Source organism: Mesorhizobium sp. B2-1-8 (genome assembly GCF_006442545.2).
In the GTDB taxonomy this organism is placed as follows: domain Bacteria; phylum Pseudomonadota; class Alphaproteobacteria; order Rhizobiales; family Rhizobiaceae; genus Mesorhizobium.
Map to the genome: position 1 here is coordinate 4,728,078 of NZ_CP083952.1, position 13,152 is coordinate 4,741,229.

The 13,152-nt window shown below is 63.2% G+C and carries 17 protein-coding genes; 8 read left to right on the forward strand and 9 right to left on the reverse strand.

Annotated elements, in window-relative coordinates:
* Positions 1–2 precede the first annotated feature (2 nt).
* Positions 3–1,190, reverse strand: a complete 1,188-nt coding sequence (locus FJ970_RS23235) for an MFS transporter (RefSeq protein WP_140755679.1) — start codon at positions 1,188–1,190, stop codon at positions 3–5.
* A gap of 125 nt (positions 1,191–1,315) precedes the next feature.
* Between FJ970_RS23235 and FJ970_RS23240 the strand changes: the two genes are divergently transcribed.
* Positions 1,316–1,942, forward strand: coding sequence for a TetR family transcriptional regulator (locus FJ970_RS23240; RefSeq protein ID WP_140755681.1), 627 nt, complete (start codon positions 1,316–1,318; stop codon positions 1,940–1,942).
* Positions 1,943–1,959: 17 nt separating this feature from the next.
* Here FJ970_RS23240 and FJ970_RS23245 read toward each other — a convergent pair whose 3' ends face one another.
* Entirely contained in the window at positions 1,960–2,811 is an 852-nt protein-coding gene (locus FJ970_RS23245; RefSeq protein WP_140755683.1) for a hypothetical protein, read from the reverse strand.
* A 71-nt stretch (positions 2,812–2,882) separates the two neighbouring features.
* Here FJ970_RS23245 and FJ970_RS23250 point away from each other — a divergent pair, with 71 nt between their 5' ends.
* From FJ970_RS23250 to FJ970_RS23275, 6 genes are all read left to right on the forward strand, one after another.
* Positions 2,883–3,677, forward strand: a complete 795-nt coding sequence (locus tag FJ970_RS23250; protein ID WP_140755685.1) for a class I SAM-dependent methyltransferase — start codon at positions 2,883–2,885, stop codon at positions 3,675–3,677.
* A gap of 231 nt (positions 3,678–3,908) precedes the next feature.
* A complete protein-coding gene (groES, locus tag FJ970_RS23255; protein ID WP_006203049.1) occupies positions 3,909–4,205 on the forward strand; it encodes a co-chaperone GroES in 297 nt (98 codons plus the stop codon).
* A 65-nt stretch (positions 4,206–4,270) separates the two neighbouring features.
* Positions 4,271–5,926, forward strand: a complete 1,656-nt coding sequence (gene groL, locus FJ970_RS23260; protein ID WP_140755687.1) for a chaperonin GroEL — start codon at positions 4,271–4,273, stop codon at positions 5,924–5,926.
* Positions 5,927–6,333: 407 nt separating this feature from the next.
* On the forward strand, positions 6,334–8,238 hold the full coding sequence (locus FJ970_RS23265; protein ID WP_227791878.1) for a pilus assembly protein TadG-related protein: 1,905 nt from the start codon (positions 6,334–6,336) through the stop codon (positions 8,236–8,238).
* 26 nt (positions 8,239–8,264) lie between these two features.
* Positions 8,265–8,846 carry a TadE/TadG family type IV pilus assembly protein gene (locus FJ970_RS23270; protein WP_140755689.1) on the forward strand — a complete coding sequence of 194 codons (582 nt, stop codon included), beginning with the start codon at positions 8,265–8,267 and terminating at the stop codon, positions 8,844–8,846.
* Between the two features lie 11 nt (positions 8,847–8,857).
* The gene (locus FJ970_RS23275; RefSeq protein ID WP_224590443.1) at positions 8,858–9,298 is read left to right on the forward strand and encodes a TadE/TadG family type IV pilus assembly protein; all 441 of its coding nucleotides are present in this window, start codon (positions 8,858–8,860) and stop codon (positions 9,296–9,298) included.
* A 12-nt stretch (positions 9,299–9,310) separates the two neighbouring features.
* On the opposite strand, the gene FJ970_RS23280 is transcribed toward FJ970_RS23275, so the two are convergent.
* The gene (locus FJ970_RS23280; RefSeq protein ID WP_140755693.1) at positions 9,311–9,919 is read right to left on the reverse strand and encodes a TetR/AcrR family transcriptional regulator; all 609 of its coding nucleotides are present in this window, start codon (positions 9,917–9,919) and stop codon (positions 9,311–9,313) included.
* A gap of 167 nt (positions 9,920–10,086) precedes the next feature.
* Here FJ970_RS23280 and FJ970_RS23285 point away from each other — a divergent pair, with 167 nt between their 5' ends.
* Positions 10,087–10,410 (forward strand): nuclear transport factor 2 family protein, encoded by a 324-nt coding sequence (locus FJ970_RS23285; RefSeq protein WP_227791879.1) that lies wholly within the window; start codon positions 10,087–10,089, stop codon positions 10,408–10,410.
* 112 nt (positions 10,411–10,522) lie between these two features.
* Here the strand turns inward: FJ970_RS23285 and FJ970_RS23290 are convergent, their stop codons facing one another.
* The 6 genes from FJ970_RS23290 to FJ970_RS23315 form a co-directional block, all read right to left on the reverse strand.
* Positions 10,523–11,134, reverse strand: a complete 612-nt coding sequence (locus tag FJ970_RS23290) for a LysE family translocator (RefSeq protein WP_023766446.1) — start codon at positions 11,132–11,134, stop codon at positions 10,523–10,525.
* A gap of 194 nt (positions 11,135–11,328) precedes the next feature.
* Positions 11,329–11,658: a YkgJ family cysteine cluster protein gene (locus FJ970_RS23295; RefSeq protein ID WP_227792191.1), complete on the reverse strand. Its 330-nt coding sequence runs from the start codon at positions 11,656–11,658 to the stop codon at positions 11,329–11,331.
* Between the two features lie 52 nt (positions 11,659–11,710).
* Positions 11,711–11,869, reverse strand: a complete 159-nt coding sequence (locus tag FJ970_RS23300) for a hypothetical protein (RefSeq protein WP_140755699.1) — start codon at positions 11,867–11,869, stop codon at positions 11,711–11,713.
* Position 11,870: 1 nt separating this feature from the next.
* Positions 11,871–12,278, reverse strand: a complete 408-nt coding sequence (locus FJ970_RS23305; protein WP_140755701.1) for a hypothetical protein — start codon at positions 12,276–12,278, stop codon at positions 11,871–11,873.
* A complete protein-coding gene (locus FJ970_RS23310) occupies positions 12,278–12,505 on the reverse strand; it encodes a hypothetical protein (RefSeq protein WP_140755703.1) in 228 nt (75 codons plus the stop codon). Before FJ970_RS23310 ends, FJ970_RS23305 begins: the two co-directional genes overlap by 1 nt.
* Positions 12,506–12,847: 342 nt before the next feature.
* Complete coding sequence (locus tag FJ970_RS23315) at positions 12,848–13,057, reverse strand: cold-shock protein (protein WP_010915421.1); 210 nt, start codon at positions 13,055–13,057, stop codon at positions 12,848–12,850.
* Positions 13,058–13,152: the final 95 nt, after the last annotated feature.

A 13,152-nucleotide genomic window follows, 5' to 3' on the forward strand; every position in this document is an offset into this window, starting at 1 on the left:
GCTCACGCGACAACCCGGCGACGACGCGCCACGAGGACAAACAGACCGAGCAACGCCACGCTGGCGACAGCGCTTGCGGCGGCGAATTCCGGAACCGGGCGAAAATCCTTGCCATCGATGAGCAGCGACGCCGCGACCGGCCCGATCGCCAGGCCGAAAAGCTGGGCGGCCGGCACCAGCAGCACGGCGGTGCGTGTCTCGTCGGCGGTGATCGCCAGCCGGATCTGGTAGGGCACGATGAACAGCAGGATAAAACCCATGACCAGGGCGGCGACCCAGAATGTCGTGAGCCCAGGTCCGCTGGCAAGCACCAGCGAGGCGACGAATGCGACGATGCCGATCGCCGCGATGGCGAGGCGATAGTCGATGCGCGCCTCGAACACGGTCGCCGTCATCGCGCCCAGAACCTGCGCCGCGAGGCTGGCCGAGACGATCAGCCCGACCGTGCGGCCGTCGATGCCGAATTGCGCGCCGAGCGGCTCCAGAAAGGCCCAGACCGCGCCGAAGAACATGAAGTAGCAGAAGACCGACAGGAGCGCGGTGACCGAAGGTACCGTCAGCACATTGGCGAGGTTCTCGTCCTTCGGCAGGTCCGCATAGTCGGCGGGGACCGCGAAGGCGACCACCAGCGACACCACGCAGACGACGGCAAGAACGAGGAAGCCGCCCGCCGATCCGGCGGCGGGGATGACATAGAGCGCCAGCAGCAGGGCAAGAGCGCATTGCGCCAGCGTCTGCATGGAGACGAAATAGCCGCCGATGCGTTCGGCGCGCCGCGAGCGGGCGATCAGTTCCGTGGCGATCGCGACAAGGCCGCCTTCGGCAAGGCCGGCCAACGCGCGCGCCGCCATCAGCGCGTTGGCGCCGGCGGCATAGGCGGTCCAGACATTGGCCAGCGCCAGCAGCAGCAGCAGGACCGCGCTTTTCCAGCGCATCTTTTGGGCGGAGAGCAGCATCGCGACGATCGCCGAGCCGATCGCGATGGCGATCATCTCGTCGGTGGCAACCAGGGCCAGTTCGTCGCCACTGACATGGCCCTCGGTGTAGAGCGCGCCGAGCAGGACCGGCTGCAGGCCGAGGATGAGCAGGCCGACCGACCCGATCCACAAGGCCGATGCAAGCTGTCCGCCGGTCGGGTTGCCAACCAGCCAGTCGCCATCGCCCTGAAGACTGGTGCTTGTCGAAGTCAAAGGCGCCCTCCCAACGTCCTTGCCGCGCGGCAGAAATGCTGACACTCTGTCAGCATTTCAGAAACTGATACTTGATCATATTTCATGTCAACCGGAATTTGAGAACCCGTGCGAAAGATCGGTGCATGACGCAAGCAAGTCGAACGGCCACCGAGCCGAGGCGCAGACCCAAGCAGGAGCGCAGCCGCGAGCGCATCGACGCTATCCTGTCGACCACCATGCGGCTGATCGGCGAGAAGGGCATCGACGCCGTCACCATGAAGGAGGTCGGCATGCTGGCGGGCGGACCGATCGCCACCGTCTACCATTACTTCCCCAACAAATCGGCGATCCTGGCAATGCTCTATGAGCGGTTTTCCGAGGTCAGCCGGGCGCGATTGGCGGCGATTATCGCCGATGTCAGAGAAGCCAGGGACATCATCGCCGCGGCCGACCGGCTGCTTGACGACTATTTCGGCCGTGTCGCCGGCGATCCGGCCATCCAGGATCTGCAGAACGCCATCCAGGCCGACAAGGCACTCAAGAATCTCGACATCGCCGAAACCCGGCATCAAGCCAAGATGTTCTGCGACCATGTCATCGCCTTGCTCGAGCCGGACAAGCACGAGCAGTTCGAACGCATGGTTGTGCTGATCTTCCAGCTCGCCGGCGGCGTCGTGCGCCTGGCGCTTGCGCAGAGCGACGCGGAAAGCCGCCGGACCATCGAGGATTACCGCTCGATCATCCACACCCAGTTGCGGTTGTTCCTCTGACCAATGCCGGCTGGAGACTATCTCGCCCGGCGGATGAGGCCTTCGAAACCGTCGGCCAGATTGGCGTTGCCGGCGGCGAGAAAGGCGGAAAGATTGCGGGCACCGCCTGGTGTCTTATTGGCGTCAAGCAGCACCGCCCTGCCCTCATGCATGACAAAATCGAACTTGCCATAGTCAAAGCCAAGCTCGCGCCTCAGCGCACGAAGCTCCTCGGGAACCGGAACCGGCTCACGACGGATCGTGTCGTCGCCTTTGACCAGGCTTTGCGACGAAACATGGCGGGTGCAGCGCTCGCGCTCCCCGCAAAATATCCAGAAGCGGGCGCCAAAGCCGTCCGGTTCCGGCTCGGGAATGAATTTTTCGACGACGAGATCCCCGCGGTCGAACACCGCAGGCGCAACATCCGAAAGGGACGTACAGACGCGGTAGCCCTCGATAAGCTCGGCACCGGGAAATGGCTCCGGCTTTCCGGCACGTCGCGATCGCCGGTTAAGCGACTGTTCCCGCATTCCCAGATTGTTGAGATTGCTCTTGACGATGACCGGACCTGGCCAGTCGTCGTCCCTGCCGATGACGGCGCCGCTGATTAGGCGCTTGGAGATGTCGGCTGCCCCGATGTTCAGGCAGAACGGAAAAGCGCGCGCGTATTCGACATATTCGGGCGGCGTCACGGTCGCATCGACATGCAGCACCGCTATGTCTGCTTCGGGCTTCGCCGACGTTCCTGAGAGTATGCGGACGGAATGGCCGCGCCGCTTCAGTTCTTCCAGCAGATCAAAGAGCATGTAGGGACTGTCGCGGCTCAACAGCGGGCCACGCCGGCGTTCGAACCTGTCGAACTCATGCGTAATAACCGCGATGCGTGTCATGTGCCCCCCGCACTTGGTTTCATTAGCGTCTTCGATTATGCGTCTGAACACAATGCTGGTTGGGGCCAGGGATGACCGACCATTGGAATGCCATTCGACGGCACTGGGAGTTGCTCGGGCCACCGCTGCGGCCGCCTGCCGAAGCTGTGGAAACCTACCAGCGCGAACTCTACCTTTCGGAGGCACATGTCGTTCTGCTCGGCGTGACGCCGGAACTCGCCGGGCTCGGCGCGACCATGATGGCCGTCGATGAATCCTCCGACATGATCGCCGGAATCTGGCCAGGTGATACAGCGTCGCGAAAGGCCATCAACTGCGACTGGCTCGACCTACCGGTTTCGCGCGCAAGCGTCGATGCGGTGATCGGCGACGGCTGTCTGTCGGCGCTAGGCTTTTCAGCCGTGCGCGAGGCGCTGTTCGCGGCGATTGCCAGCGTGCTGCATTCTGACGGGCGCGCGGGCCTGCGTCTCTTTGCCCGTCCCGAGACACCGGACGATCCGGCAGCGGTGCAAGCGCTTGCGCTTTCTGGCGGTGTCTCCACTTTCCACGAGCTCAAGTGGCGCGTCGCCATGGCCGCGACGGGCCCCGCTCCCGACCATGCAATTCCAGTAAAGACGATCGCGGAAAGGTTCGATGCACTGTTCCCTGATCGCCAGGAACTCTCGGCGCGTACGGGCTGGGAATTGCCGGTCATCGCCACTATCGATGTCTATCGGAACTCGCCGGCCATCTACAGTTTTGCGCCGCCCATGGCACTCATCAGCGAGGCGGAAGCGTTCTTCAGTAACGTCCGCATTGTTCCAACCGGCAGCTACGGGCTCGCCGAGCGATGCCCGCTTTTGGTACTGCGGTCGCCGAGGCGCTGAACGACCTAGCGAAATTCTTTCGCTTTTGCGGCCAGTAACCGCCGCATTCTCCGCGACGATGCAGCGCATGAAAATTTCCTACGACCGCCTCCTGTGGCGCGCCTTGACTCTCGCAGATCGTCGGCCTATTTCAGCGCCACGTTAGCACTCGCCATTGGTGAGTGCTAACTATGTGTCCGGCGCCGCCGGACGGAGGAACTGTTTCTCACCGTTCTCATCGAGGAAGAAAAAATGGCAAAGTCGAAGTTCCGCCCGCTTCATGACCGCGTGGTCGTTCGCCGGGTCGAATCCGAATCCAAGACCGCCGGCGGGATCATCATCCCGGACACGGCAAAGGAAAAGCCGCAGGAAGGCGAGATCATCGCCGTCGGCTCCGGCGCCCGCGACGAAGCTGGCAAGCTGGTCCCGCTGGACGTCAAGGCCGGCGACCGCATCCTGTTCGGCAAGTGGTCGGGCACCGAAGTCAAGCTCAATGGCGAAGACCTTCTGATCATGAAGGAATCCGACATCATGGGCATCATCGGCTGATCATCGGCCTCACCTTCAACTTGAATTTTTCAGGCTCTATCCGAGCCCCTGCCAGGAGCTAAAACATGGCTGCCAAAGACGTAAAATTCTCCCGTGACGCCCGCGAGCGCATGCTGCGCGGCGTCAACATCCTCGCCGACGCGGTGAAGGTCACGCTCGGTCCCAAGGGCCGCAACGTCGTCATCGACAAGTCGTTCGGCGCCCCGCGCATCACCAAGGACGGCGTCACCGTCGCCAAGGAAATCGAGCTTGAAGACAAGTTCGAGAACATGGGCGCGCAGATGGTCCGCGAAGTTGCTTCGAAGACCAACGACATCGCCGGCGACGGCACCACGACCGCGACCGTTCTGGCGCAGTCGATCGTCCAGGAAGGCCACAAGTCGGTTGCCGCCGGCATGAACCCGATGGACCTGAAGCGCGGCATCGATCTGGCCGTCAACGAAGTGGTCGCCGCTCTCGGCAAGGCCGCCAAGAAGATCAAGACCTCCGAGGAAGTCGCCCAGGTCGGCACGATCTCGGCCAATGGCGACGAGTCGGTCGGCAAGATGATCGCGGAAGCGATGCAGAAGGTCGGCAATGAAGGCGTCATCACGGTCGAGGAAGCCAAGACTGCCGAGACCGAACTCGAAGTCGTCGAAGGCATGCAGTTCGACCGCGGCTACCTCTCGCCCTACTTCGTCACCAACGCCGACAAGATGGTTGCCGAACTGGAGGACGTCTACATCCTCCTGCACGAGAAGAAGCTCTCCAACCTGCAGGCCATGCTGCCGGTCCTCGAAGCCGTCGTGCAGACCTCGAAGCCGCTGCTCATCATCTCGGAAGACGTCGAAGGCGAGGCCCTGGCCACGCTGGTCGTCAACAAGCTGCGTGGCGGCCTGAAGATCGCCGCCGTCAAGGCGCCGGGCTTCGGTGATCGCCGCAAGGCCATGCTGGAAGACATCGCCATCCTGACCGGTGGCCAGGTCATCTCGGAAGACCTCGGCATCAAGCTCGAGAACGTCGGCCTCAACATGCTCGGCCGCGCCAAGAAGGTGTCGATCTCCAAGGAGAACACCACCATCGTCGACGGCGCGGGCAAGAAGGCAGAGATCCAGGGCCGCGTCGCCCAGATCAAGCAGCAGATCGAGGAGACCACCTCGGACTACGACAAGGAGAAGCTGCAGGAACGTCTGGCGAAGCTCGCCGGCGGCGTTGCCGTGATCCGCGTCGGCGGTGCGACGGAAGTCGAAGTCAAGGAAAAGAAGGACCGCGTCGATGACGCCCTCAACGCGACCCGCGCGGCCGTGGAAGAAGGCATCGTTGCAGGCGGTGGCGTTGCCCTGCTGCGCGCTTCGGCCAACATCAAGGCTGCCGGCGCCAATGCCGACCAGGCTGCCGGCATCAACATCGTTCGTCGTGCGCTGCAGGCTCCGGCCCGCCAGATCGCGGCCAACGCCGGTGCGGAAGCATCGATCGTTGCCGGCAAGATCCTCGAGAACAAGGGCGCGACCTTCGGCTACAACGCCCAGACCGGCGAATATGGCGACATGATCGTCATGGGTATCGTCGATCCGGTCAAGGTCGTGCGCACGGCCCTCCAGGACGCGGCCTCGGTCGCCGGCCTGCTCGTCACCACCGAAGCCATGATCGCCGAAGCTCCGAAGAAGGACTCGGCTGGCGGCGGCATGCCTGGCGGCATGGGCGGCGGCGGCATGGGCGGCATGGGCGGCATGGACTTCTAAGAAGTCCATAAAGCACGCCCATCAACTCACATTGCTCAAGCCCGCAAGCGGGCTTGAGTGGCGGTATGGACTTCTAATCCAGCCATCCTCGCAATATTATCGAAAGGGCGGCCGAAAGGTCGCCCTTTTTCGTTGTCTCGATTCGAAGGCTTGAGCGCCTAGCGATCCGCCCTTGATGGGCAACGCTGCCGTGCCGCTCCAACCAACTGCCTAAACTTTGTGCAATTCTTCAATTAAATCAGCACTTTGATCAAACGCCCCTGATCATTGTGCGATTTGTCGGACAAGAATTTTTAAGACATTCACGCCTACTAATCGGCACAGTTGAGCTCCTCGCGCGTGCAGGGTCTTCATCGATGCAAATACTCCGCCGGTTTGTGCGTAACCGTGATGGCAACGTCCTCATTATGTCAGCGCTGCTCTTGCCGGTGCTCATCGGCATGGCGGCGCTCGTCACGGAATATGGCGGCGCGCTGGTCGAGCGGGCCGGCAACCAGCGCACGGCAGACCTTGCAGCCTATGCCGGCGCGCTCGCCTACAATGCGACGAAATCGACCGACCAGATGACGGCGGCCGCGGTCAATGTCGCCACGCTCAACGGCGTCCCGGCCGCCGATGTCCAGGCGGCGCTGGTCACCTCTCCCAAGACTTCCGGCATGAATGCCGTCTCGGTGTCGATCCGCACCCAGAAACAACTGCTTCTGGCGCGCGTGCTCAACGACCGCCAGCAGTTGCAGATCTATGCCAATGCCGTCGCCGAACTCGGCGCCCCGGCGCAGACCCCCGGCTGCATGCTGGCACTGGACGGCACCAAGACCGGCATCACGCTCTCGGGTGGCACCAACATCACCGCGGCCAAATGCACGGTGTCGTCGAACAACACCGTGACCGTTCCCTGCGGCACGTCCATTTCGGCGATCGGGGTGAACTACAACTCGGCGGCGCCGCCCAGCCAGCCCTGCAACGGCATCACCGGCCCGAACGGCACGGCCGCGGTGATCGCCAAGAAATCGACGCCCGATCCGCTGGCCGGCAATACGGCCATTGCCGCGGCTGTCGCGCGTTTCAGCACGGTCGCGGCGATGTCGAAGCCGACGGCGCCGGCAGCGCCGGCCAACAGCACCAACATCGACTTCGCCTGGAGCCAGGGCTCCACCCAAGGTCAGGCGACCGCGCTCGGCTGCACGGCAAGCTGGGCATCCCCGACGTCGACCTGGACGCTGAATTGCGGCAGCAAGACCACGGTCAATATCGGCACAATCACCATTGGCGGCGGCATCAACCTCAACTTCGCCACCAGCGGCGCGGCAACCACCGTCTACAACATCGCCGGCGATCTCACGACCAGCGGCACCACCAATTTCGGGCCGGGCATCTACAATTTCGCCAAGGGGCTGACGACCGGCGGCGGCGCCACCACGACCTTCGGCGCCGGCACCTTCAAGTTCGGCATCAGCGACAATGCCTGCGGCGGCATCGCGCGCGTCAGCCTCTGCAACACCAGCACACTCACCTTCGGCGGGCCAAGCACGTTCGAATTGCCAGGCGGGCTCAACAACACCGGCGGCGCCTTCGTCACCTTAGGCTCCGGCACCTCGAACAGCTACAAGATCGGGCCCGGCGGCAACGGCGACGCCATCACGCTCGGCGGCGGCTCCACGACCATCATGGCAGACGCCACCAGCTCGGGCGTGTTCCAGGTCATCGGCAATGTGAACGGGGGCGGCGGTGGCAGTTGCTTTGTCGTGCCGGCCACGGCGCAGCACGACATCGAAGGCAATTTCATCGCCTCGGGCGCTGTCCTGCTCGGCGCCGGCGTCTACACGATCGACGGTTATTTCGCGCTTGGCGGGAGCGGTGGCGGCAGCGCTAGTTGCGGCGGCTCGACGATCAGCGTCAGCGGCACCGACGTGACGCTGGTGCTGTCGGGCAAGGCCAAATCGAACTCTGGAAGCTGCAACGGCTATGTGTTCTGCGTGGCCGCCGGCTACAGCAATATCGTGCTAACCGCGCCACAGACCGGTGCCATGGCCAAGCTCGCGGTCATCGGCCCGACATCGACCTCGGTCACCGCGGGCGCCACCTTCGCCGAGGGCGGCTCCAAAGCGCAGCTATCCGGCGCCTTCTATTTCCCTTACGGCCCGATCATCATGAATGGCGGGTCCAGTGTTCTGGGCTCGTTGACCGATCCAAGCAAATGCCTGCAGATGATCGGCTCACTGATCACGCTCTCAGGCGGCACGGCCGCGGCGTCGGAATGCATCGCCGCTTCCAGCTCCAGCGCCAACAGCAAAGTGAGTCTTGTGCAGTGACGATCCTGAGAGGTTTCAAAACTGTCATGGCGCACGCGTCGCGGCAGTCCGCGTTCACCCGCTTCCTCACCCGAGAGACAGCCGGCGCCTCGGCGGTCGAGTTCGCCCTGATCAGTCCCGTGCTGATCCTGATTCTGGCTGGAATGGTCGACATCGGCGCCTCGCTGAAAGCGAAGTTCGATCTGAGCTCGGCGGTGTCAGCAGGTTCCAACTACGCACTGCTCGGCGCCGACAAGGTCAATTCGACCGGCGGCGGCACGCTTGCCGCCAATATCACAGCGGTGGTGGCGGGCGGTCTCGGCAGCGCCGGCGGCCATGTCCAGGTCGTCATCAATAATGGCGCCACCATCGCCTACGACACCAGCGCCGCAACCGCGATCCAAAGCGGCACGGCATCCGGCGCCGACCTCTGCTACTGTCCAACCGGCTCCGCCGGCAACGTCACCTGGGGCTCATCGGTGACCTGCGGCTCGACCTGCCCGGCCGGCGGCATTGCCGGCAAGTTCGTGACGATCAGCGCCAGCCGGCCTTTCTCGCCTCTGTTCGGCGGCGTCGGCGTCGTCAAGAGCGGCACAATCACTGTCCAGGCCATGATGCAGCCGAAATGAGACCCCTTGTCTTGAAGCGCCTGACCGCGTTCATCCGCGACAGGAGCGGCGCCAACGCCGTCGAATTCGCGCTGCTGTCGGTGCCGCTGCTGCTGGTGCTGTTCGGCACGGTGGAGTTCGGCCGCATGTTCTGGACGCAACATGTGCTGCAGGATACGGCCACCGCAGGTGCGCGTTGCGTGGGCGTGCTGCAGAGCCACTGCACGCAGAATGGCGTTTACAGCGCAGCCAACACCATAAGCTACATCAGCAGCATGGCTGCCAGCGACGGCCTCGAGCTGGCCGGAACCGACATCAGCATCGACAACAACACGACCTGCTCGGGTCTCACGGGATTCACGACGGTGCGGATCTCCTACACCTTCTCGACCGTGCTGCCATCCTTCCTGACCGCTTTGGCCAACGGCCCAGTGCTCGGCGCCACGGCGTGTTTCCCCAACCAAGGCGCATAATCCCGGACAGTCTCAGACGGCTGCTTCGGCATGTTTTGCGCTCTTGCCAGCCAGCACGGCCTGTTCGACCAGTGCCGCAACCTCGTCGGCCACCACCTTCAGCGGCGCGCGATCCCGGGTGGCGCGAGCGATCACCATCAGCCCCTCCAGTGACGATTCGACCAGCAGCGCCAGAGCGTGCGCGCGGCGCTCGGGCACTCCCGCCAGCATGAAAGCCTCGCGCAGCAGCCCGATCCACTGTTCGAAGGCAGAGCGGCAGATCTCCGCCAGATCTGGCACGTCGTTCGGCGCATCGAGCACGACCGGCGCGACCGGGCAGCCGAGCGAGAATTCATTCTCTTCCAGCATGTGTCCCACCGACTGATAGATGTGATGGACGGCGACCGCAGGATCGCGTTCGGCGGCCAAAGCCGCGCCCAGCCGCTCGGTCACGTGGGCCACGCTGGCGCGCGTCACCTCAATGACCAGTTGGTCCTTGCCGCCCGGGAAATGGAAATAGAGCGAGCCGCGCGGCGCGGCGCTGGCACTCAAAATGTCGCTGAGCGAAGTGCCGTGATAGCCGCGCCGCCGCAAAAGCAGCGCCGTCGCCTCGATCATCCGCGTGCGCGTGTCCGTCGCCATGTCAACCCCTGTCAGGAGTGCGCATTATAGGGCTTGTCCAAAATATGACAATCGGTCTACATAATATGTAAATCGGTCTACATATTTGGAGGCGTCGGCCGGGCGTCGACGCGGTACCACTAAAACGAAGGAGAAAATCCAGTGACCCAGGCGAAACGGCTGAAATCATGCGGCGCTATAACGACGTGTTCCAGCATCACGACCCCTCGGCACTCGACGAATTGGTGGCGCAGGACTGCGTGATCGAGAACACCACACCGGCGCCGGAGGGCGCGCGCCGAGCCGGTAAGGCTGCCTGTGTCGAGTTGTGGTCGGCGATCGCCACCGCACCCGGCACGCACTTCGACATCGAGGAGACTTTCGTGGCCGGCGACCGCGCCACGATCCGTTGGCGCTACTGGATGGCCGACGGCAATTCTCTGCGCGGCGTCAATCTGATGCGCGTCGCGGGCGGGCGGATCGTCGAGGCGATGGGTTACGTCAAGGGCTAATGCATGTCGCCCGGAAGTGTCCTCGGTTCCGGGACAACGACATGCATGAAATGAGAAGCTTACAGCAGGTCGGGCGAACCCTATTCGCCGCGACATGCTGTAGGCCGCGCGATCACCTGTCCGCCAGCGCCAACTTGGCGCCGAGCATGACGAAGGCGCCGGCAAACGTCCGACGCATCCAGGTCAGCACCATCGGCCGCGACACGACGTGGCTGCGGATCGAGGCCGCGAAGATGCCGTAGCCGACGAAGACCACGAAGGTCAAAAGCATGAACACCGAGCTGAGCTCCAGCATCTTCGACAGTGCATTCGGTTCGGTGGTGCTGACGAATTGCGGCAGGAAGGCGAAGAAGAAGATCGACAGTTTCGGATTGAGGACGTTGACGAGGATGCCGGTGGCGATCACCTTGCCGGCCGAGCGCGGCGCGACATTGTCCTCGACGCTCAGGCCGCCCTTCTCCTTCAGCGTGTTCCAGGCCATGTAGAGCAGGTAGGCGACGCCGAGATATTTCAGGGTCTCGAAGGCGACCGCACTGGTGTGCAGCAGCGCCGCAAGGCCGGTGATGGCGGCCGCCATGTGCGGTATGATGCCGAGCGTGCAGCCGAAGGCTGCGATGATCGAGGCACGTGCACCGCGCGAAAGCCCGGCGCTCAGCGTGTAGAGGACGCCGGTGCCCGGCGAAGCCACGACAATCAGCGACGTCAACAGAAATTCGATGCTCAAGATGATTTCCTCCGGCACCCTGCCTGACGCAGCCTAGCCAGCAAGCGGGGTGCGCACAAGCGACAGACACTCGCCACTACAGCATGTCGCGGCGAATAGGATTCGCCCGACCTGCTGTAAGCTTCTGATTTTATGCATGTCGTTATCCCGGAACCGAGGACACTTCCGGGCGACATGCATTAGGACTCCGCCTGTTAAGAGGTAGAAAATCCGAGCGCCCGGCGTGCCATCAGGCACTCGTCATCGCCAGGCATGCAGGCGCGGCAGACATCCGGGCGCAGTTCATAGATGGTGCAAGCGGTCGACTTGCCGACTTCGCCTGATAGGGCCGAACAGCGCACGCCGTCACAGCGCATGCCCGACAGGTCGGCCGCCACGAATTTCGCCGGGATGCGATCGAGCTGCGTGTCGTCCTCGGTGGAGAAGCGCGGCCACTCGGCCGAATAGGAACAGCAGGCGCCGCAGCTCTGGCAATCGAAGACAGCAGCGATGTCCGACGACGGCAGGCTGGTCGTGGCTGCCACGGCAAACGGCCCCGAAGCGGCAAGGTTGCGATCGGCATCCCGAGGCAAGGTGCTACTTCTTCTTGCCCGTCTTGCCCTTCGGCGCGTCGACCGGCGACTTGAACAGATCCGTCGCTGTCTCGGCTGCCTTCGGCGCGGCAGCCGGCTTGGCCGGCTTTGCAGCGGAAGCCGGTGCTGCCGGCTGGTCCTTGGCGGAGAATTTTATGGCCATGTCAGTCCTCGTCGGCGAAACGCGATGACGGTGCGCGCGGATTGCGCAAGCGGCCGATCAAGGCCGAAACCGCCGTGATGTTCATTTCCTCGGGCGACCAGTTCCTGGCTTCCGCGATGTGATGCGGCGCCAGCTCACGATGCGTGCTGCCGCTATAGGCAGCATCCTGATAGGTGACCAGCTCATGGGTCTTGGCGTCTTCGCGGACATATTCGATGAGGTAGTTCGGGCACTCGGCCCGGCCGCGCACGCCGACGCGCACCTGGGCATCGCCATGGGCGCGTTTGCAGCGTTCGAGTTTTTCCAGCACGCGTCGGACATATTCGACCGGCTTGTCCAGGGTTTCGACCATGTCGGCGATGGTCGCATCGGCGGCGATCGGCGTTGGCGGTACGCGCTTGGTGGCCATCAGCGTTTTCCGGCGCGTTTCGGCAGCGCCGCGAGTGCTGCGGCCGCCACCATCTCGTCGGCCTCCTTCTCCAGCCGCAGCTCGCGCAAGCGCGCGGTCTTGGCTTCCCGCGCCTGGCTGACGGCATCGCGCTCGGATATTATGCGGTTGAGCGACATCGACTGGGTTTGCGTCTTGCTGAACAGCGACACGGCCGGATCAACGGCTGTCTTCGAATGGGCGGTCAAATCTTTCTCCTGTCAGGAGCCTGGTGCCGATAGGGCGAGACTGGGTCTTCGGTCAGGACCATGCACAAAGCAATGCGACGGCGGATTCAAAATGCTGGAGCGTCCCTTAGCACGTTCAGCCCAATGCGCAGCGCATTTTCGGCGGCAACAAGCGTAAAATGAAAAAGGCCAGGCACCGCCTGACCTTCCCTGGGAGCGCCGCGCATCCAACTGGATGCACAAGGCTAGCTCCTGATGGGCAGCACAAACCTTGGAAACTCAGGTCCCCATGGCCATGCGCCCGAATTCGCCGTTCACCGATGCCAGTACATCCGTGATCACCGGGACGGCTGAATTCTTTCTTCAGGCCGCCTTCAACTGGTCGGCCGACATCTTGCCCGACTTGTTGTCGCGGACCATCTCGTAGCCGAGCTTCTGGCCCTCGACGATGTCGCGCATGCCGGCGCGTTCCACGGCCGAGATGTGGACAAAAACGTCCGCGGAGCCGTCGTCAGGCTGAATAAAACCAAAACCTTTGGTGGCATTGAACCACTTAACTGTGCCGGTGCTCATGACGAACCCTTTCCATGGCAAATATTCGTTCGCCGTCATGCGGATGCACGACGTCGTTGTCTCGATTTTTGATGTGGGAAGTTCGTCAAAGACGC